Origin of the sequence: Cobetia sp. MM1IDA2H-1 (assembly GCF_002916775.2) — a bacterium.
Taxonomy (GTDB): Bacteria; Pseudomonadota; Gammaproteobacteria; order Pseudomonadales; family Halomonadaceae; genus Cobetia; species Cobetia marina.
This window is the reverse complement of sequence record NZ_CM133225.1, coordinates 2,761,861-2,780,956: the sequence shown is the minus strand read 5'-3', so window position 1 is coordinate 2,780,956 and position 19,096 is coordinate 2,761,861. Positions and strand designations below refer to the sequence as shown.

At 64.0% G+C, this 19,096-nt stretch carries 15 protein-coding genes and 1 pseudogene; 12 read left to right on the top strand and 4 right to left on the bottom strand.

Annotated elements, in window-relative coordinates:
- Positions 1 to 76: 76 nt before the first annotated feature.
- Together BOH68_RS11745 and BOH68_RS11740 are read left to right on the top strand one after the other, a co-directional pair.
- A complete protein-coding gene (locus tag BOH68_RS11745) occupies positions 77 to 934 on the top strand; it encodes a methyltransferase domain-containing protein (protein WP_077375576.1) in 858 nt (285 codons plus the stop codon).
- A 72-nt stretch (positions 935 to 1,006) separates the two neighbouring features.
- On the top strand, positions 1,007 to 2,062 hold the full coding sequence (locus BOH68_RS11740) for a methyltransferase (protein ID WP_077374291.1): 1,056 nt from the start codon (positions 1,007 to 1,009) through the stop codon (positions 2,060 to 2,062).
- A 45-nt stretch (positions 2,063 to 2,107) separates the two neighbouring features.
- On the opposite strand, the gene BOH68_RS11735 is transcribed toward BOH68_RS11740, so the two are convergent.
- Positions 2,108 to 2,647 carry a GreA/GreB family elongation factor gene (locus tag BOH68_RS11735; RefSeq protein WP_077374288.1) on the bottom strand — a complete coding sequence of 180 codons (540 nt, stop codon included), beginning with the start codon at positions 2,645 to 2,647 and terminating at the stop codon, positions 2,108 to 2,110.
- A 242-nt stretch (positions 2,648 to 2,889) separates the two neighbouring features.
- On the opposite strand from BOH68_RS11735, the gene BOH68_RS11730 reads away from it, so the two are divergent.
- The 6 genes from BOH68_RS11730 to cysN all read left to right on the top strand — a co-directional run bounded on the left by BOH68_RS11730 (position 2,890) and on the right by cysN (position 8,860).
- Entirely contained in the window at positions 2,890 to 3,579 is a 690-nt protein-coding gene (locus BOH68_RS11730) for a tetratricopeptide repeat protein (RefSeq protein ID WP_077374285.1), read from the top strand.
- A gap of 152 nt (positions 3,580 to 3,731) precedes the next feature.
- Positions 3,732 to 4,370 carry an NUDIX domain-containing protein gene (locus BOH68_RS11725; protein WP_077374282.1) on the top strand — a complete coding sequence of 213 codons (639 nt, stop codon included), beginning with the start codon at positions 3,732 to 3,734 and terminating at the stop codon, positions 4,368 to 4,370.
- A gap of 268 nt (positions 4,371 to 4,638) precedes the next feature.
- A complete protein-coding gene (locus BOH68_RS11720) occupies positions 4,639 to 5,085 on the top strand; it encodes a DUF1249 domain-containing protein (protein ID WP_077374279.1) in 447 nt (148 codons plus the stop codon).
- Positions 5,086 to 5,305: 220 nt separating this feature from the next.
- Positions 5,306 to 6,040 carry a metallophosphoesterase gene (locus BOH68_RS11715; RefSeq protein ID WP_077374276.1) on the top strand — a complete coding sequence of 245 codons (735 nt, stop codon included), beginning with the start codon at positions 5,306 to 5,308 and terminating at the stop codon, positions 6,038 to 6,040.
- A 278-nt stretch (positions 6,041 to 6,318) separates the two neighbouring features.
- Positions 6,319 to 7,230: a sulfate adenylyltransferase subunit CysD gene (gene cysD / locus BOH68_RS11710; RefSeq protein WP_077374273.1), complete on the top strand. Its 912-nt coding sequence runs from the start codon at positions 6,319 to 6,321 to the stop codon at positions 7,228 to 7,230.
- A gap of 178 nt (positions 7,231 to 7,408) precedes the next feature.
- Complete coding sequence (cysN, locus tag BOH68_RS11705; RefSeq protein ID WP_077374270.1) at positions 7,409 to 8,860, top strand: sulfate adenylyltransferase subunit CysN; 1,452 nt, start codon at positions 7,409 to 7,411, stop codon at positions 8,858 to 8,860.
- Between the two features lie 245 nt (positions 8,861 to 9,105).
- Here the strand turns inward: cysN and BOH68_RS11700 are convergent, their stop codons facing one another.
- Positions 9,106 to 10,323 (bottom strand): globin domain-containing protein, encoded by a 1,218-nt coding sequence (locus tag BOH68_RS11700; RefSeq protein WP_077374267.1) that lies wholly within the window; start codon positions 10,321 to 10,323, stop codon positions 9,106 to 9,108.
- 530 nt (positions 10,324 to 10,853) lie between these two features.
- On the opposite strand from BOH68_RS11700, the pseudogene BOH68_RS11695 reads away from it, so the two are divergent.
- Positions 10,854 to 11,984: pseudogene (locus tag BOH68_RS11695) on the top strand (sigma 54-interacting transcriptional regulator); the annotation flags it as partial.
- Between the two features lie 469 nt (positions 11,985 to 12,453).
- Here the strand turns inward: BOH68_RS11695 and cmoB are convergent.
- Both cmoB and cmoA read right to left on the bottom strand, forming a co-directional pair.
- Positions 12,454 to 13,482, bottom strand: coding sequence for a tRNA 5-methoxyuridine(34)/uridine 5-oxyacetic acid(34) synthase CmoB (cmoB, locus tag BOH68_RS11690; protein WP_077374260.1), 1,029 nt, complete (start codon positions 13,480 to 13,482; stop codon positions 12,454 to 12,456).
- Between the two features lie 31 nt (positions 13,483 to 13,513).
- Positions 13,514 to 14,260, bottom strand: coding sequence for a carboxy-S-adenosyl-L-methionine synthase CmoA (cmoA, locus tag BOH68_RS11685; RefSeq protein WP_077374257.1), 747 nt, complete (start codon positions 14,258 to 14,260; stop codon positions 13,514 to 13,516).
- Positions 14,261 to 14,464: 204 nt separating this feature from the next.
- Between cmoA and pgi the strand changes: the two genes are divergently transcribed.
- The 3 genes from pgi to parE all read left to right on the top strand — a co-directional run bounded on the left by pgi (position 14,465) and on the right by parE (position 19,089).
- A complete protein-coding gene (gene pgi, locus BOH68_RS11680; RefSeq protein ID WP_077374254.1) occupies positions 14,465 to 16,168 on the top strand; it encodes a glucose-6-phosphate isomerase in 1,704 nt (567 codons plus the stop codon).
- Between the two features lie 139 nt (positions 16,169 to 16,307).
- Positions 16,308 to 17,054, top strand: a complete 747-nt coding sequence (locus tag BOH68_RS11675) for a YqiA/YcfP family alpha/beta fold hydrolase (RefSeq protein ID WP_077374251.1) — start codon at positions 16,308 to 16,310, stop codon at positions 17,052 to 17,054.
- A 154-nt stretch (positions 17,055 to 17,208) separates the two neighbouring features.
- Positions 17,209 to 19,089, top strand: coding sequence for a DNA topoisomerase IV subunit B (gene parE, locus BOH68_RS11670; RefSeq protein ID WP_077374248.1), 1,881 nt, complete (start codon positions 17,209 to 17,211; stop codon positions 19,087 to 19,089).
- Positions 19,090 to 19,096 lie beyond the last annotated feature (7 nt).

Genomic DNA, 19,096 nt, shown 5'->3' with positions numbered 1-19,096 from the left:
GCCTTTCGGCGTCTGCACTGCCGACTGTCGTCCAGTCGTGACCTCCGATTCCTTCACGTTCGAGATCCTGTCTGCCATGTCTGATGCTTCCAACCCGCCTTTCCGAGGGGAGTCCCGTGTCCGTCGTGCCACGGCGGATCGTCATTTCGATGGGCTGGCGGAAAAGTTCGAGCGCGGTTTCTATACCACCGAGCGTGGCAGGGTGCGTCTGGCGCTGACTCGCCAGTTGATGGAGGAGCGTTTCGCCCATCTGCCGGCCACCCAGGTGCTCGAGATCGGGGCCGGACTTGGTCAGATGGCGCACTGGTGGTTGTCGCGTGGCCATCAGCTGACGCTGGTCGAGCCTTCCGGTGAGATGCGTGAGCGCGCCATGCAGCGACTGTCCTCTCCAGAGGAGGATGCGGCCCCGCTGACGCAGGCCACCCTGACAGAGCGCCTGACCTGGGATGGACGTGATCTGCAGGGGTTCGCCGCCGCGGCCCACCGACAATGGCCGGTGGTGGTCTGCCATGCCGTTCTTGAATGGCTGGTCTCTCCGCGTGAAGGGTTTCTGCTGTTGGCACAGCTGCTGGCACCGGGTGGCGTGATGTCATTGAGCGTCTTCAATCGCGACGCGCTGGCATTCTCCAACGTCACCAAGGGCAACTTCGACAAGGTGCTGGACGGGCGGTTGGCCGGATGGGGGACGGGCAAGCGTCTGACGCCCATCTCGCCGCTGCGTGATGTCGAGATTCGCCAGTGGGCCGAGGAGGCCGGGCTTGAGGTGCGCGAGCTGACAGGGCTGCGAGTCTTCCATGATTATCTGCGCTCGCGCGACCCGCTGAGTGAGGGGGACATGCAGAAACTGCTGGCCCTCGAGTGCCAGCACTGGCGCACGCCCCCCTTCGTCCATCTCGGACGCTATCTGCACTATGAGCTGGTGCGCCCTGCCTGAGGTGTCACGGCGCAGGCTTCTGCGCCGTCTTGCTGTTCATCATCTGCCGTTTCCTATCTTTTCGGAGTCTTCATGTCTGCTCAAACCCCCGCCTGCCAGTTGCTTGAACGCCAGGACAGTGATTTCCGTGATTGGCTGTGGGTCGCTGCACCGCGTGATGACTGGTGGCTGTCATCGGACCGCCAGCGGCGTGTCTGGGGGCATGACACCGGCATCGTGAATGCCGCGCGGGAGGCCGGGCACCGGGTCAGCCATGCGGTGGCCTTTGCCGAAGCCCGCGCGGATACCACGATTGGCGAGGCGGCGGGTGCCTTGCTGTTCTGGCCCAAGGCGCATGCGCTGGGCGAGTGGTGGCTGGTGGCGCTGTGCCATGTATTGCCGACAGGTACGCCGATCAAGGTGGTGGGCGAGGTCAACGGTGGCATCAAGCGCGCTGAGCGCATCCTCAAGGCACTGGGAATGACGGCCCGCAAGGACGATACCGCGCGTCGTTGCCAGCTGTGGTCATCCGCCACGCGTGAGTTGACGGCCGAACAGGCCGCCAGCAGTGAATCGCCACTGGCAGTGGCTGGAGAATGGACAGAAGGCTGGGGCGAATTCGAGGCGCTGGAGCTGCGCCTGACCAGCCATCCGGGCCTTTACGGCAATGCCAAGCTGGATCCGGGTACCGCGCTGCTGCTGGAGAACCTGCCGACCCGTGGCTACAAGCGGGCGCTGGATATCGGGGCGGGCGACGGCATCATCAGCTGCTGGCTGGCGCGTCACGGTGCGCGCGTGATGGCAGGCGATGTCAGTGCCTTCGCGGTGGAGGCGACCCGTCGCAGTCTGGCGCTCAACGGGCTTGAGGCGGACGTACGCCTGAGCGATGTCTTCGCGGCGTTCGAGGGCGAGCGGTTCGAGGCCATCGTGGCCAATCCGCCGTTCCATCATGAGCGCGATATCGATTACGGACCGGCGGCGCGTCTGATCAGCCAGGCGCCGGATCACCTGGTGCCGGGCGGTACCCTGACGCTGGTGGCCAATGCCTTCCTGCCCTATCCGGATCTGTTGCAGGCGGCCTTCGGCGAATTCGAGGTGCTGGCCGAAACGCGCCAGTTCAAGGTCTATCGTGCACGCAAGGCGCGCTGATCCTCTGTGGACTGATTCCCTGCGACCTGATGCCCAGCCCGCCGCTTACGCCTCCGGCGACTGATAGCGGATGGCCGTGATGATGTAGGTGGTCTCGCCGCCCGGCGCTGCCACGCTCACGTCATCATCCAGCCCCTTGCCCAGCAGTGCCCGGGCGAGGGGGGCATCGACGCTGATCCAGCGGCGCGCGTTGTCGGTCTCATCAGGGCCGACGATGCGTATCTCCATCTCCTCTCCCTGTTCATCCTCCAGCGTCACGAAGGCCGCGAAATACACGCGCTCCAGATCCGCGGGCAGGCGGTCGACGATGGTCAGTTCATCCAGACGCTTTTCCAGATAGGCGATCTTGGCGATGGTCTGATTCAGTGCCTTCTTGTTGTAGGTGTAATCCGCATTCTCGCTGCGATCCCCCATGGCGGCGGCCTCGCCCGTCTTGCGCGACAGCTCCGGTCGCCTGACGCGCCTCAGGTGGTCGGCCAGCGCCTTCATCTTCGCGTGGCCCTGCGGGGTGATCACGTTGCTCTTCTTTTCCTGACGAGGATCGGTCTTGGGATCGCGCCAGCGCGTCATGTTACGACCTTGCATGTCTTTCTCCACAGCCTGCGAAAATGAAGGGCAAGCGCCCGCAAAGGGCGCTGTCTTGCGTTGAGGCCTGCGACCAAGGGGGGTTGGCGGCAGATTCAAACGTTCGTTACAGTCTTGGCATGCCGTTCACGTTCTCGTGATATCGCCATTGCGGCAATTCACCAGCACGCCTGCCAAGGCGCAGGTCTCAAGGGCATTGCCGTATCATCCCGCCAACAATAATGAATTTCAGGGAGCTGTCCATGCCAATCCCGTCATCGCTACGCCGTACTCGTCGCGCCACGCATCGTGTCTACCAGCTGATGCTCTCAGGAGGCATGGCGCTGGGCATCACGCTGGCCGGCATGACCGGCGTCCAGGCCGCCGAAGGAGATGATGCCGTCTTCGGACTCATGAAACGCTGGGCCCAGGTCAACTATCAATCCTCCGGGGACGCTCAGGAAACCGGCATGGAGGCCTTGGGCAAGGAAGTGCGCGCGCTGGCGGACCAATACCCGGACAACGCCCATGTGCTGACCTGGGAGGGTATCATCCTGGCGTCGTGGGCCAAGGCGCGAGGGGGACTGGGAGCGCTGGATCTGGCCAAGGAAGCCAAGGCCACCCTGGAGCAGGCCATCAAGCTTGACCCCCGGGGCGACAATGCCTCTGCCTACGTGACGCTCGGGGCGCTGTATGACAAGGCGCCGGGTTGGCCGGTCGGCTTTGGCGATGATGACAAGGCGGGGGAGGTGCTGCGTCAGGGGCTGGCCGTCAATCCTCAGGGCATGGATACCAATTTCTACTATGCCGACTATCTGGCCTCCGAGGGCAGGAAGGCCGAGGCACTCAAGCATGCACGGCTCGCGCTCAAGGGCCCGGCTCGGCCCAATCGTGAGCTGGCCGATCAGGAGCTGAAGCGCGAGATCAAGGCACTGATCACACGACTGGAGTGAGTGTCGCGCACGCGGCTTCAGGACAACGGTGACCGTTCGGCGGCACTGGACGAGGGGCACTTCCTTCGGACAGTGCCGCTTTCACGTCCAGTGGGCGGGCTGGCCAGCGCAGGGCGAGGTCGGGATAATGCGACTTCAGCCAAGGAGGATGCATGAGCGATACACCAGAGCACGTGGCAGGGCAGCAGGTCTTTGCGCATGACGATGTCGAACGGGTCGAGACCAGGGTGCTGCAGGACGGTTTCTTTCGCCTGGAGCAGCGCGAGCTTCGCCATCGGCGTTTCAACGGTGGCTGGAGTGATGTGATCCAGCGCGAGGTGCATGTTCGCCATGATGCCGTCGGTGTGCTGCCCTATGACCCGGTGACGGATCGTGTGGTCTTCGTCGAGCAGATCCGGGCCGGCATGCTCGAGGACGAGCGCACCCCCTGGAGTCTGGAGCCCATCGCCGGCCTGGTGGACAAGCAGGAAAGTGCGGCGGAGGTCGCGCGGCGTGAGGCGGTCGAGGAGGCCGGTTGCGAGTTGAAGGAGCTGATCGAGCTCTACCGCTATTACCCCAGCCCCGGCGCCTGCACCGAAGAGGTCACCCTGTTCATCGGGCTATGCGACAGCAGCGGACTGGGCGGGGTGCATGGGCTGGCAGAAGAGAACGAGGATATTCGCGTGCATGTGCTCGATTTCCAGGCGGCCCTGTCGCTTCTGGAGCAGGGCAGGCTTGGCAATGCCATGGCGATCATGGCCATGCAGTGGCTGTTGCGGGAGCGTGCTGCACTGCGGGTGATGCACGCCTGAGACAGCGAAGGCGTTGCTTGGCAATCCCCCGTGGCTCACGCAGGGTTCCTCAACCTGCCCACCAGAACTGCTATTCTAGAGGCTTGCTGCCACCGGCAGGCCGGCAGTCGATCAATGCCTGCGTCAGTGCCGAGCGCCGAAACCCCGCTGCCGGGCGCTCTCACGGCGCTTGATCTGTCGCGCTTTGCCCGCATCATGCCATGCACGATACAGGGTGTGCCCTGCTAGACAGCACGCCAATGTTCTGAGATTCGCAAGGAGTTTGCCCATGCAGGTCAAGAAAGCCTATGTGGCCGACCTAAAAGCACTCCATGCCGAGTGCGGGTCCAATTATCTGCGCCTCACGCGCATCCTCGGCAAGGCCGAGGCGGGGGACAGCTTCGCCTTTCCCCTGGCGGGCAATCAGGGCCACTTCGGTACCCTGTTGCTCGAGGTGGTCGAGTGCGCGCCCTATACCACCATGGTCACGGTTGCCCAGACTGGCGTGCTGGATCACATCATCGATTCCCCGCGGATGAGCGTGCATCTCTATCACGATGTACGCATGGCCGAAGTCACCGACTTCCAGCGTCAACGGCATTTCTCGGGGCGCAACCGCTATCCGAACCCTCGCATGCACCAGCCGGATGAAAAGCTTCAGCTCAATCGTTTTCTCGGCGAGTGGTTGAGCCATGCTCAGGCTTTCGGGCAAGCCGATGTGCCCGAGTTGCCATGACGAGGTTCTCGTGACGAGGCTGCCGTGACGCGATTGCCGTGACGAGGCTGTCGTGAGGCCCGCCGGGATGGGGGAGTGAGGGCAGCGCCAGCGTCATGATCAGAAAGAGAATTCGCGTTGCGGATTCCACACCTGACCGGCTGTCCGCTTGACTGCCTGAAAGAACCGCGATGGCCCGGCCATCGCGGTTCTGTTCTTTTTTCCGCTGTTCGAGAGACCCATGCGACTGATCCAGATAAGTGACTGTCATCTGCGTGCCGACCCTGACGCGCGCTCACGACTGGGCTTCCCCTTGCGTCAGCTGGAGGCCGTGATGGCGCACGCCTCAAGCCTGCGTCCCGACATCCTGCTGGTGACCGGGGATGTCAGCCAGGATGAGAGCCCTGCCTCCTACCGTCTGGCGGGGGAGCTGTTCGATGCCCTGGGGTGTCCGTGGTTCTGGTTCGCCGGCAATCATGACCACCCGGATTTCATGCAGGAGCTGCGTCCTTTCCATCAAGAGCTTGATCTTGGTGACTGGCGTCTGCTGTGTCTGGACTCGCGCATCTCTGGACAGGCAGGGGGCGAGCTTGGCCGCGAGCAGCTGGCGGCGCTGTCGCTGTCGCTCGAGGAGGATACGAGGCCGACGCTGCTGGCGATGCATCATCATCCAGTGCCGATCGACTCGGACTGGATGGATCAGCTGGGCCTGGCCGACCGTGATGCCCTGTGGGACACCCTGAGTCATCACTCGCAGGTGCGGGCCATCCTGTGCGGCCATATCCATCAGGCTTTCGCCACCCGGCGCCCGAGCGGGCAGGGCAGTGTCGCCGTCTATGGCGTGCCCTCCACGTCAGACCAGTTCGCGCCGCTCAGCCATGATTTCGCCGTCGATGAAGCGGCGCGGCCAGGCTTCAGGGTCGTGGATCTCGACGGAGAGTGCCTCGAGACCTGGGTGGAGCGTGTCAGCCTGTGAGCGCCTTCGCGCTCCCGCTCGCGGCGTTTCGCCATCGGCGTGGGGCTGACGTGTCCCGGGGCTGCGGGAGTCAGGTATTCATTTTTGATCTTAAAAGATATTTTCTGATTCTTTGACGTTATCAAGGCGGCGCGGGTACCGTATCGGTATCCAGCATGCTCCGTGGGGGGTGAGAGAGTGAGAGTCATCTCGATCGACACGACCCGCGGGCACGCCCACTGATTGTCACGGGCCGCCTTCCAGGGCGACTCCCAGCGCTCACGAGGTTGCCGCACGCGATGCTTACCCCCGAACGTCAGACCCACCTCAAGCAGCTCGAGGCCGAGTCCATCCACATCATTCGTGAAGTGGCGGCCGAGTTCTCCAATCCGGTCATGCTCTACTCCATCGGCAAGGACTCCGCCGTGATGCTGCATCTGGCGCGCAAGGCCTTCGCGCCGGGCGTGCCGCCGTTCCCCCTGATGCACGTCAACACCACCTGGAAATTCCAGGAGATGATCAAGTTCCGCGATGAGATGGCCGCGGAAGTCGGCATGGAACTGATCGAGCACATCAATCAGGAAGGCGTCGAGGCGAACATCAATCCGTTCGAGCACGGCAGCGCCAAGTACACCGACATCATGAAGACCCAGTCGCTGAAGCAGGCGCTGGACAAGCATGGTTTCGATGCGGCCTTCGGCGGTGCGCGTCGTGACGAGGAAGCCTCGCGGGCCAAGGAACGCGTCTACTCCTTCCGTGACCAGTACCACCGCTGGGACCCCAAGAATCAGCGTCCGGAGCTGTGGAACATCTACAACTCCAAGATCAACAAGGGCGAGTCCATCCGCGTCTTCCCGCTCTCCAACTGGACCGAGCTGGACATCTGGCAGTACATCTACCTCGAGTCCATCAAGATCGTGCCGCTCTACTACTCTGCCGTGCGTCCGGTGGTGAAGCGTGATGGCCTCGACATCATGGTCGACGACGACCGTCTGCCGCTCAAGGAAGGCGAAGTGCCGGAGATGAAGTCCGTGCGCTTCCGCACCCTGGGGTGCTACCCGCTGACCGGCGCCGTGGAATCCACCGCCGCGACCCTGCCGGAAATCATCCAGGAAATGCTGCTGACCCGTACCAGCGAGCGCTCTGGGCGTGCCATCGATCACGATCAGGCAGGCTCGATGGAGAAGAAGAAGCGCGAAGGGTATTTCTAGTCGCCAATTCTCGCTAGGCCCATTTCCTCACGAGGCCCCATCCTGTTGATTCCGCCTCGTGCTTGATGACCTGAACGAACAATTCGCCTGATGAATCGGCTCGCAGCCTCACGAGGCACTGGCTCGTGATACTGGCTCGCCAGCTCATCAGGCCCATGACAGCGGCAAGGAGAAGAGTGTGTCCCACGCGTCAGACAAGATTTCCGCGGATATCGAAGCCTACCTGCAAGAACACGAGCGCAAGGACCTGCTGCGCTTCATCACCTGCGGTAGCGTCGATGACGGCAAGTCGACCCTGATCGGTCGTCTGCTGTTCGATTCCAAGCTGATCTATGAAGATCAGCTGGCCTCCATCACCCAGGCCTCCAAGACCAGTGGCACCACCGGTGATGAAGTCGATCTGGCCCTGCTGGTCGATGGCCTGCAGTCCGAGCGCGAGCAGGGCATCACCATCGATGTCGCCTATCGCTTCTTCTCGACCGACAAGCGCAAGTTCATCATCGCCGATACCCCGGGGCATGAGCAGTACACCCGCAACATGGCCACCGGTGCCTCGTCCGCGAGCCTGGCGATCATTCTGATCGATGCGCGCTACGGCGTGCAGACCCAGACCCGTCGTCACAGCTTCATCGCCGACCTGCTGGGGATCCAGCATCTGGTGATCGCGGTCAACAAGATGGATCTGGTCGACTACTCCGAGGCGCGCTTCAACGAGATCGTCGCCGAGTATCAGGAATTCGCCGACAAGTTGAATGCACCGGATATCCGCTTCGTGCCGATGTCCGCGCTCAAGGGCGACAACGTCGTCAATCGCAGCCCGTCACTTGACTGGTACACCGTCGATGGTCAGGCCGGACCGTCGCTGCTGGAGGTGCTGGAAACCGTCGAGCTGACTCGCGATCAGAACCTCAGCGATCTGCGCTTCCCGGTGCAGTACGTCAATCGTCCCAATCTGGATTTCCGTGGCTACTGCGGCACGCTGGCGGCCGGTGTCGTGCGTCCGGGTGACAGCGTCAAGGTGCTGCCGTCCGGCAAGATCTCGACCATCGAGCGCATCGTCACCTTCGATGGCGACCTCGAGATCGCCTATCCGGGCCAGGCCATCACGCTGACGCTTGACGACGAGATCGACATCTCGCGCGGTGACTGGCTGGTGGCGGCAGACGCCGAACTGCCGCTCTCCAATGCGCTGGAAGCAGATGTCGTCTGGATGCACGAGAAGCCGCTGCAACCGGGCCGTCAGTACGATATCAAGCTGGCGACCCGTGATCTGACCGGGCAGGTCAGTGCCATCGATTACCTCTACGACGTCAACACGCTGGAACATCACGAGGGCGACAGCCTGGCACTGAACGCCATCGGCCGCGTCCAGCTCGAGCTGACCCAGTCGGTGCCGGTGGACGACTACCGTTCAAGCCCGGGCACCGGCAGCTTCATCGTCATCGATCGTCTGAGCAACGTGACCGTCGGCGCGGGCATGATTCGTGGCGTGGGCCGCTCCGGCACGCAGGCAACCACGCAGCAGACCGATTGGGCCGCGTTTGAAGCCGATCTCAACGCGCTGGTACGCAAGCACTTCCCGCACTGGGAAGCCCGCGACGTGCGTGAGCTGCTGGGCCGTGGCAGCTGAGTCTTTGCAACAGAGCCTTTGCAACAGAGTCTTGGCAACTGAGCCGTGGCAACTGAGCCTTGGCAACATGAGTCGCGGTAACGGAGTCGAGCCGGCACGGTCGACTCCGTCGCATGACCCGATAACAACAACGCTGGACACGCGATAACAACACGGCCTGCTGGATATGAAGCCGGAGAACGCAGAAGCCCCCATGGCCGCAAGGCGATGGGGGCTTTTTGCATGGTGCGGGTCACGTCAGCGCATCAGGCGGCAGCGGCGTCGATGGCAAGCGGTGTGGAGGGGCCGAAGTGCTCATGATGGCACTGGGTGAGCGGTACGCCGATGCGATTGAGGTGCTGGATCATGCTCTGCATGAAGCCATGCGGACCGATCACGAAGGCCTGCAGGGACTCGGCACTGGCACCTGTCGCGGCAATCTGACGTGCCAGCCAGTCGCGCTCGATGATGCCCAGGTGCGCATGCGTCGGCAGAGTGTCAGCCTTCTCGTAGCAGACCTGATAATGCAGCTGCTCGGGATACTGCGCGACCAGTGATTGCAGCGTGGTGTCGAAGGCATGTACCTCGGGATTGCGGGCCGCATGCAGATAGATCACCTGACGGCCCGCCGCGAGCGCTGCCTCCAGCAGCGAGAGCATCGGTGTCTGGCCGACGCCGGCAGACAGCAGCAGTACCGGGGCCTCGGGGCTCTGGGGCGCGGCATGCTCGAAGGTCAGCTCGCCGGCCGGCGGCAGCAGATCGATCTCGTCACCCACATTCAGCGCATGCAGATACTGGCTGGACTGGCCGTGGTCTTCACGCTTGACCGAGATGCGGCAGAAGCGCTCGTCCGGCGCGTGTGACAGGCTGTAATGACGGTGGATCACGCCCTGCGGTGTCGTCAGGCGCATGCCGATGTACTGGCCCGGCAGGAAGGAGAACATCGGACCTTCCACTGGCGCCAGGTACAGCGAGCGAATCTCGCGGCTCTCGTCCTCCGTGCGCACGATGCGAAAGCGGCGCAGCCCCTGCCAGCCGCCGCGGGTGGCAGCGAAGCTGTCGTAGCGGCCCTGCTCGGCGGCGATCAGCACGGCGGCCAGCTCTCCGTAGAGGGCGCCCCAGGCGTCGGCGATCTCCGGCGTGACGGCGTCTCCCAGCACCTCACCGATGGCGGCCATCAGGCACTCGCCGACGATGGGGTAGTGCTCGGGCAGGATATTGAGCGAGACGTGCTTGCTGACCACGGGCGCGAGCAGGCGGTCCACCGCTTCACGCGAGTGGCGTGCGCCGACATAGGCGAGCACGGCGCCGGCCAGTGCACGGGCTTGACCACCACTGGCCTGGTGCGTCTGATTGAACAGCGGCTTCACTTCGGGATAGCGCTCGAACATCAGCGGATAGAAGCGCGCGGTAATGGCGTTGAGGTGCTCGGCGACGACGGGAGCGGTGGCGGCGATCAGGTCTTCCTGGGCGTTGGTCAGCATGACGATACCTCGTGATGAATGTCGCCATGAAGATAGCAAGGGCCATGCCAACTCGTCAGGCCAGTATCCATGCGCCCTCGAGAGCGGTGATGTGAAAAATACACGACGTGAGAATGTGTCAAGATGACATCTTGCGTGTCATGATGACATCATCTGTCACCATGACGATGTCTTGCGACACGCCGTCGCGTGAGCCGCGTGCTCATCATCCAGTACCTCGCCCGCCATTTCCGGTTGACTGACGTCAGGAATCCCGCATGCCCGAGACTCCCTTGCCACGCAATGATACGCCCCTTGCCGCCCTGAACGCCTGGCTTGCTGCCTGGTTGACGGAAGAGGAGGGCGGCAAGCGGCGTGCCTTGCCATGGACCCGTCTGCTGGCCGTGATCATGCAGCGTCTGCCCGGCGAGGCCGCGACGCTGATGCGCTATCTGCCGGAGCGTGACGAGTTGCTGCCGCTGGCCACGCATGGGCTACCTGCCGAGGTGCGCGGCCGGCGCTTTGCGTTGTCAGAGCATCCGCGGCTCAAGGCGATTGCCGAGCACACCGGTGTCTATCGCTTCGCGGTGGACAGTGACCTGCCGGACCCCTTCGATGGCCTGTTGGGGGAAGTGCATGGGCCGGATCTGCTGGTGCACGACTGTGCGGGTATCGCGCTGCGCGAAGGGGACAGGTTGCTGGGCGTGATGACCTTCGATGCGCTGACACCCGGCGTGTTGGCCCCGCTGGAAGCGCTGGAGGTACGGCAGGTCGGCGATGCCGAGCTGGCAGACGTCCTGGCGCAGGAGCATCAGGAGCATCAGGAGCATCAGGAGCATCAGGAGCATCAGGAGCATCAGGAGCTTCATGACCTGCTGACGCTGCCCACCTGCTGTCTGGCGCTGGCATCACGGCTTGAGCGTGGGGCCGCTCCGCTGACCGGCATGGCAGCGCTTGCGCCGGGCATGACACCGCAGGCCCAGAGGACCTGTCCGCAGCGCGGGCCAGCGATGGCGAGACTGGAGGCACAGCTGGAAGCGGTAGCCGATACCGACATGACGGTGCTGGTGACGGGCGAGACCGGGGTGGGCAAGGAGGGCGTGGTCCAGCGGTTGCACGATGCGTCGCGTCGCGCCAGTCGGCCTCTGGTGCGCATCAACTGTGCCGCGCTGGCACCGGAACTGGTCGAGAGTGCGCTGTTCGGGCATCGGCGAGGGGCCTTCTCCGGTGCGTCCCATGATCACCGTGGTCATTTCGTGATGGCCGATGGCGGCACCCTGCTGCTGGACGAGATCGGTGAGCTGCCACTGGCGTTACAGCCCAAGCTGCTGCGGGTGCTGCAGGAAGGTGAATTGCAGCCGTTGGGCAGCGATCGCGTGGTCAGCGTGGACGTGCGCGTCATCGCGGCGACCAATCGTGACCTCGAGGCCGAAGTCGCCGCCGGGCATTTCCGCGAAGATCTCTACCACCGCCTGAGCGTCTATCCGCTCAGGGTACCGCCGCTGCGTGAGCGCGGACGAGCGGATCTGCTGGCGCTGGCGGGAACCTTTCTCGAGCACAACCGCACGCGCCTCGGGCTGGGCAACCTGCGCCTGACGCCGGCGGCGGAGCGTCTGCTGTGTGACTACCCGTGGCCCGGCAACGTGCGTGAGCTGGAGCACTGCCTGAGTCGTGCCGCCCTGCATGCGCGGCTGGCGCAGGGGGCTCATCCGACGCGCCTGCGCGCCGATGGGCGTCAGCTGGTGGTGATCACGCCGGAGTTGCTGGGGCTGGAGGCGAGTGCCGAGGTGGCGCACGAGCAGGCCGGTGGCATTGCCCTCCACGCCGCACAGGAGGGGCATGGCACGATTCAGGCGGGGAGAGCGAACCCGGCGCAGCGTCATGTCCTGCAGGACATCGATGAAGCGCTGGGGCTGCGTGATGCCACCGAGGCGTTTCAGCGCGAGCACATCTCGCGGGTCTGGCTGGCGAGTGATCGCAACTGGGCAGAGGCCGCGCGCAGGCTCAAGGTCGATCGCGGCAATCTGTATCGACAGGCCCGGCGGTTGGGCATCGTATGACACGAGAGACGAAGACGGCGGTGCTCGATGAGCGCCGCCGTCTTTGTCTGCCCCGGCGCAGACACCGCTGGGAGAGAAGGTGCTGCGCAGATCAGGCGCGCGTGGCGATCAGCACCGCACGCCGTGGTGCCGGATGGCCTTCACGGGTCAGGCGTGGGTCGTCAGGGTCGAGGAAGTCGCTCAGCGAGTGATAGGTCATCCAGTCGGTCGAGCGTTGCTCATCCAGCGTGGTCACCGCTTCATCGACGATGCGCACGTCCTTGAAACCGGCGCGCTCACACCAGTGGGCCAGCGCCCGGGAGGACGGCAGGAAGTAGACGTTGGGCATCGCGGCGTAGCGCTCGCCGGGCATCAGTACCATCGTCACGTCACCTTCCACCACCAGGGTTTCCAGCACCAGTTCGCCGCCGGGGCGCAGGGCATCGCGCAGCTGGAAGAGGTGGTCCATCGGCGAGGGGCGATGATAGAGCACCCCCATCGAGAACACGGTGTCGAAGGCGGCCATCTTCGCGGGGACGTCCTCGATGCCCACCGGCAGGAAGTGCAGATTGCGCCCCTGAGGGTGATCCGCGCCGATGAAGTGACGCACGGCATGGAACTGGCAGTAGAAGCGCGGGGAAGGGTCGATCACCAGCGTGAAGGCGGCACCAGCGCCGACCATGCGCCAGCCGTGGTAACCATTGCCGCCCCCGACATCCAGCACGCGACGGTGAGTGAGATCCGACAGATGCGGCGCGAGGCGCTGCCACTTCCAGTCGGAGCGCCATTCGGTATCGATATGGATCTCGTCGAGCTGATAGGGGCCCTTGCGCCACGGCATCATCGCACGCAGCAGATTCTCGCTCTGGCGTTGCTGGCCCGTGCTCAGGCCTGTCGGGAAGCGAGCGCCCACACGGTCGGCGTCCAGCTGCACCTCGCGCTCGTCAGGTAGCGTCGGCAGCTTCTCCAGCGCGCCATGCCAGGCCTTGAGGTCAGCATGGCGCTTGCGGTCCAGACCCTTGGCCAGTTGCTCGGGCAGGGCGCCCAGCCAGCGGGCGAAGCCGTCACCGACGGCGCCTGGCTCACAGGCAAGCTCGGTGAAGGCGCGGTAAAGATCACGATCGTAGGGGGAAATGCTCATGCGCTGGGTCGGGTCCGTGCAGGCGTAGCGGTCATTCGGCGGCTTTGAAAGCGACCATCGAGGCAAAGTTCAGGTATTGCAGCCAGGTGTGGCTGCGCGCGAAGCCGGCGCGTGCCAGGCGCGCATGGTGAGTGGTGAGACTGTCGGGCTTCATCACGTCCTCCAGCGCTTCGCGTTTCTGCGAGATCTCGAGGTCGGAGTAGCCGTTGGCGCGCTTGAAGTCGTGATAGCGCTCGATCAACCAGGCGTTCTCGACCGGGTCGTCGCTGATGATCTTCTCGGACAGGATCAGCACGCCGCCGGGCTCCAGCGCCGCAAACAGCTTGTCGATCACGGCGTCGCGGTCCTGCGGCGGCAGAAACTGCAGGGTGAAGTTGACCACGATCATTCCGGCAGGCTGGTACTCCAGGGTGCGGATATCGGCTTCACTGACGTTGATGCGATGGTCCGGGAAGGCGTCGGCGAGCTCGCGGCTGGCGCGCTCGACCATCGGCCGGGACAGATCGACGGCTTCGATCTCGATGTCCTGGGCCGCCATCTCACGTGCCAATGCCATGCTGGCAGCCCCCAGCGAGCAGCCCAGATCATAGACGCGTGCGCCAGGGCGCAGGTGAGCGCGGGCCATCAGCCCCAGCATGGCGATGATCTGACCGTACCCCGGCACCGAACGGCGCAGCATGTCCGGGAAGCAGCTGACGACCTGTTCGTCGAAGGAGAAGCTGGCAACACGGTCAAGGGGTGTCGTAAATATCGCGTCACGGTAAGATGCATCACTCATGGATCAAGGCTTCATCGGGCAGAGGGCCTGGGCGACATGCCATTGGCCGGGGAGCGGCTGGGCTGAGTGCCCTGCTGGGCCCGCCATTCTACGCATTCGAGGTGCCTGACGCACCCGCCGCGGCTTACCGATGATGCCTCCATCAACCGATTTCTGACCGGGCCACGCAGGGCCGGTCGCGACACTTCAAGGAGAGAGGTGGCCATGTCCACTCCATCGTCTGCACGTTCTGCCCGCCGTAACAGTCAGGCCTGGCAGGCCCTCGCGCGTCATCATCAGGAGCAGATGGCCGATGTGCACCTGAAGGACCTGTTCGCCGAAAATGCGGCGCAAGGGCGCGATCGAGTGACGACCTTCACCCGTTCTGCCGCGGGCCTGCGCCTGGATCTCTCCAAGCAGCGGCTCAAGCAGGAGACCCTGGAGCTGCTGCTGGAGCTGGCGCGGGAAACCGGTGTCGAGCAGGGCATCAAGCGTCTGCTGGCCGGTGAGCACGTCAATCGCTCGGAAGATCGCCCGGCCCTGCACGCGGCCCTGCGTCTGCCACGCTCAGCAAGTCTCGAGGTGGATGGCGAGGATGTGGTACCTGCCATCCACGAGAGCCTCGAGCGGCTCGCCGAGATGGTCGAGACCTTCCATAGCGGGCAGTGGCGTGGTGCCACCGGAAAGCCGATCACCGATGTGGTCAATCTGGGGGTCGGTGGCTCGGACCTGGGGCCGCTGATGGTCTCGAGCGCGCTGAGCGATTGTCGTCCCAAGGGTGTCCATGAGGTCGGCGTACACTTCGCCTCGACCATGGATGGCTCACAGCTGGCGGACTACCTGCAGTCATTCAGTCCGGAAACCACCTTGTTCATCCTGTCGTCCAAGTCATTCTCCACCATCGACACGCTCTCCAATGCGCGCACCGCGCGTGACTGGCTGAAGTCGCGCCTTGACCCGCAAGGCCGTCTGGAAGGACTGATCAATCGCCAGCACTTCATCGGCGCATCCGCCAAGCCGGAGAAGATGAGCGAGTGGGGGATCGCGCCGGAACATCAGCTGCTGTTCTGGGACTGGGTCGGCGGGCGCTACTCGCTGTGGGGCACCATCGGACTGCCCATCGCGCTCAATGTCGGCATGGACAACTTCCGTCGCCTGCTGGCGGGGGCGCATGAGTTGGATGAGCATTTCCGCACCGCACCGCTGGAAGACAATCTGCCGGTATTGCTGGCGCTGGCGGGTATCTGGAACAACAACTTCCTCGATATTCGCGCCCACTCCATCCTGCCCTACGACGGCCGCCTGGAATACTTCGCCAGCTACCTCGAGCAGCTGGAAATGGAATCCAACGGCAAGTCGGTCACCAACGATGGCGAGATGGTCGATTACTCCACCTGCCCGGTGCTGTGGGGCCAGCTGGGCCCGAACGCCCAGCATGCCTTCTATCAGCTGCTGCATCAGGGTACCCAGGCAGTGGAATGTGACTTCATCGCGCCGATGCGTCGCTATGACCATGTCGAGGACGCCGAGACCCGTGCCCACCTCAAGGCGCAGCACCGTCTGACACTGGCCAACTGCTTTGCCCAGTCGCGCGTGCTGATGCTGGGCGATGACGCGATACCGGGTGACGAGGCCCAGCCGAATCACAAGCGTTATCGTGGCAATCAGCCCTCGACCACCTTGCTGCTGGAAGCGCTGACGCCGGAAACCCTGGGGGCCCTGATCGCGCTCTACGAGCAGAAGGTCTTCGTCCAGGCCACCATCTGGGACATCAATCCGTTCGATCAGTGGGGCGTGGAGCTGGGCAAGCAGATCGCCACCGCGACGGAAGCGACCATGACCACGGGAGAAGGCTTCGAGCAGCTGGACGCTTCCAGTCGTGCCTTGATCGAGTCCGTGTGGGCCGCCCAGGGGCAGGACCCGCGCTGACGGGGGATCACGCAGGCGATCATCCTCTGTTGATTTATACAGTATTCTCGCTATCCTATATGGGAATCAATCGTTTACACTAGACACCTTGCCGCGAACCGAGCGTGAGCCGTTCGGTTCGCGCGTGTCGGGAGCGCTGATGAGCCGTCCCCATTACCCTGCGCAGGCAGGCGTTGTCGTTCCTCCGGTCAGGGGCGTGTTGTACCTGCATGGTTTCAACTCGGCCAGTTGCTCGCCCAAGGCGCAGTTGATGAAGCGTGCGGCCGCCGAATTCGGTCTGCCCTGCGTCGCGCCTGACATCCCACCTCAACCCGCTGCCGGGCAGGCGGTGGTGGAGGAGGCCTACCAGGCGCTCTGCGCGCAGTTGGATCTCGACCCGGCTGACCCTGCCTGTGACGACGCCATCGTGGTGATCGGCAGCTCCATGGGTGGCTTTCTGAGCACCTGGCTTGCCGCGCGTGAGGCTGCGCGACTCGATGGACCCCAGGGCCGCGAGCAGAGCGTATGGCGTCAGGGGCCGCGCACGGTATTGATCAATCCAGCCGTGCGCCCGGTCAGGCTTGTCACGGCATGGCTGGGGTCGACCCACGCCAACCCCTATACCGGCGAGTCCTTCACCGTCACCGAAGCATTCGGTCCGGCGCTGGCCGCACTGGAAGCGATCCCCGTCACGCCGCAGCGCACCCTCGTGCTGCTTGCCACGGCGGACGAGACATTGGACGTCAACGATGCCGCAAGCCTCTATCAGGATTGCCGGCTGATCCTCACGCCGGGAGGGGATCATGGATTTGCCAGACTGGCGGAGTACCTGCCTGCCATCATGGCGCATGCCGGCCATCGTCTGGCCCCGTCGCTTGCGACATCCTTCCACGTCGCACCCTGCTAACGTGTCGAGGACGGTTGGGCGTGCGGGCCGGACAGGAAGATGAATCCGTCATCGGATCGTTCGGCCAGCGGCGACTCTCTTCAGAAAATCAGGCAGAGGCATCGCCATCCGTGATGCGTCTGCCGGACGTCAACACCAAGGACACAAGGCTGCGATGAGTCAGTACAGCGCCAGTTCCATCGAGGTTCTCTCCGGCCTCGAACCGGTCCGCAAGCGGCCCGGCATGTATACCGATACCACTCGGCCCAACCACCTGGTCCAGGAAGTCATCGACAACTCCGTCGATGAGGCGCTGGCGGGTCACGCGAAGGAAGTACGCGTGAAGCTGCTGGAAGACGGCGGTATCGAGGTGGCGGATGATGGTCGTGGCATGCCCACTGACATCCACCCCGAGCATGGTGTGACCGGGATCGAGCTGATCCTCACCAAGCTGCACGCGGGGGGCAAGTTCTCCCAGGACAGCTATCGCTTCTCGGGCGGCCTGCACGGCGTGGGGGTCTCGGTGGTCAACGCCCTGTCGACACGCCTTGAGGTGGAAGTCTGCCGTGAGGGTCTGCGTCAGCGCATTGCCTTCGAGAATGGCGAGAAGGTCGAGGAGCTGAGTCAGATCGGTACCGTCGGCAAGCGCAATACCGGCACTCTGGTACGTTTCTGGCCGGACGAGAGCTACTTCGACAGTCCGCGTCTGGCGATGGCACGCCTGCGTCACCTGCTGCGCGCCAAGGCGGTATTGTGCCCGGGGCTCAAGGTCGTGCTGACCGAGACGGATGGCAGCGAGACGGCCTGGCACTACGAGGATGGCCTGCGCGACTATCTGCTCGGTGCCACCGATGGTTTCGAGCGACTGCCGGAATCGCCGTTCGTCGGTCATTTCGAGGATGAGGAGCATGGCGTCGACTGGGCCATCCAGTGGCTGCCGGAAGGCGGCGAGCTGGTGCAGGAGCCCTACGTCAATCTGATCCCCACGCCGCTGGGCGGCACCCACGTCAATGGCCTGCGTTCCGGCCTGCTCGAGGCGCTCAAGGAATTCTGTGACTACCGCAGTCTGCTGCCGCGTGGCGTCAAGCTGAGTGCGGATGACCTGTGGGAGCGCGCCGCCTTCGTGCTGTCGGTGAAGATGCTCGATCCACAGTTCGCCGGTCAGACCAAGGAGCGCCTGTCCTCGCGCAGTGTCGCGGCCTTCGTCTCCGGCGTGGTCAAGGACGCCTTCTCGCTGTGGCTCAATCATCATGTCGACCAGGCCGAAGCGCTGGCGGAACTGGTGATCTCGGCGGCCCAGCGCCGTCTGAAAAGCGCCAAGAAGGTCGCGCGCAAGAAGGTCACTTCCGGGCCTGCGCTACCGGGCAAGCTCTCGGACTGCTCTAGCTCCGACCCCGCCGACAGTGAGCTGTTTCTGGTCGAGGGGGACTCGGCTGGCGGCAGTGCCAAGCAGGGTCGCAACCGCGAGACACAGGCGATCCTGCCGCTGCGCGGCAAGATCCTCAATACCTGGGAAGTCGAGTCGCATGACATCTACTCCTCCCAGGAAGTCCACGACATCGCGGTCGCCATCGGGCTGGACCCGGGCTCGGATGACCTCACCAAGCTGCGCTACCACAAGGTCTGCATCCTGGCGGATGCCGACTCCGATGGCCTGCACATCGCCACGCTGCTGTGCGCGCTGTTCGTGCGGCACTTCCCGGCGCTGGTGGATGCCGGGCGCGTCTTCGTCGCCATGCCGCCGCTGTATCGCATCGACCTGGGCAAGGAAGTCCATTACGCCCTGGACGAGAGCGAGAAGGCGCACATCCTCAAGCAGCTCGAGAGCAAGCGTGGCACGCCCAACGTGCAGCGCTTCAAGGGGCTGGGTGAGATGAACCCGCTGCAGCTGCGCGAGACCACCATGGCACCGGACACTCGCCGCCTGGTGCAGCTGACGCGCAGTGCGGATGACGGCACCCACGAGATGCTCGACATGCTGCTGGCCAAGAAGCGCGCCAGTGATCGCAAGAGCTGGCTCGAGGACTACGGCAACATGGCTGACATCGAGGTCTGATCATCGG

Coding starts and splice junctions, on each gene's coding strand:
- BOH68_RS11745 (WP_077375576.1), top strand. CDS start 77: ATGTCTGATGCTTCCAACCCGCCTTTCCGAGGGGAGTCCCGTGTCCGT.
- BOH68_RS11740 (WP_077374291.1), top strand. CDS start 1,007: ATGTCTGCTCAAACCCCCGCCTGCCAGTTGCTTGAACGCCAGGACAGT.
- BOH68_RS11735 (WP_077374288.1), bottom strand. CDS start 2,647: ATGCAAGGTCGTAACATGACGCGCTGGCGCGATCCCAAGACCGATCCT.
- BOH68_RS11730 (WP_077374285.1), top strand. CDS start 2,890: ATGCCAATCCCGTCATCGCTACGCCGTACTCGTCGCGCCACGCATCGT.
- BOH68_RS11725 (WP_077374282.1), top strand. CDS start 3,732: ATGAGCGATACACCAGAGCACGTGGCAGGGCAGCAGGTCTTTGCGCAT.
- BOH68_RS11720 (WP_077374279.1), top strand. CDS start 4,639: ATGCAGGTCAAGAAAGCCTATGTGGCCGACCTAAAAGCACTCCATGCC.
- BOH68_RS11715 (WP_077374276.1), top strand. CDS start 5,306: ATGCGACTGATCCAGATAAGTGACTGTCATCTGCGTGCCGACCCTGAC.
- cysD (WP_077374273.1), top strand. CDS start 6,319: ATGCTTACCCCCGAACGTCAGACCCACCTCAAGCAGCTCGAGGCCGAG.
- BOH68_RS11700 (WP_077374267.1), bottom strand. CDS start 10,323: ATGCTGACCAACGCCCAGGAAGACCTGATCGCCGCCACCGCTCCCGTC.
- cmoB (WP_077374260.1), bottom strand. CDS start 13,482: ATGAGCATTTCCCCCTACGATCGTGATCTTTACCGCGCCTTCACCGAG.
- cmoA (WP_077374257.1), bottom strand. CDS start 14,260: ATGAGTGATGCATCTTACCGTGACGCGATATTTACGACACCCCTTGAC.
- pgi (WP_077374254.1), top strand. CDS start 14,465: ATGTCCACTCCATCGTCTGCACGTTCTGCCCGCCGTAACAGTCAGGCC.
- BOH68_RS11675 (WP_077374251.1), top strand. CDS start 16,308: ATGAGCCGTCCCCATTACCCTGCGCAGGCAGGCGTTGTCGTTCCTCCG.
- parE (WP_077374248.1), top strand. CDS start 17,209: ATGAGTCAGTACAGCGCCAGTTCCATCGAGGTTCTCTCCGGCCTCGAA.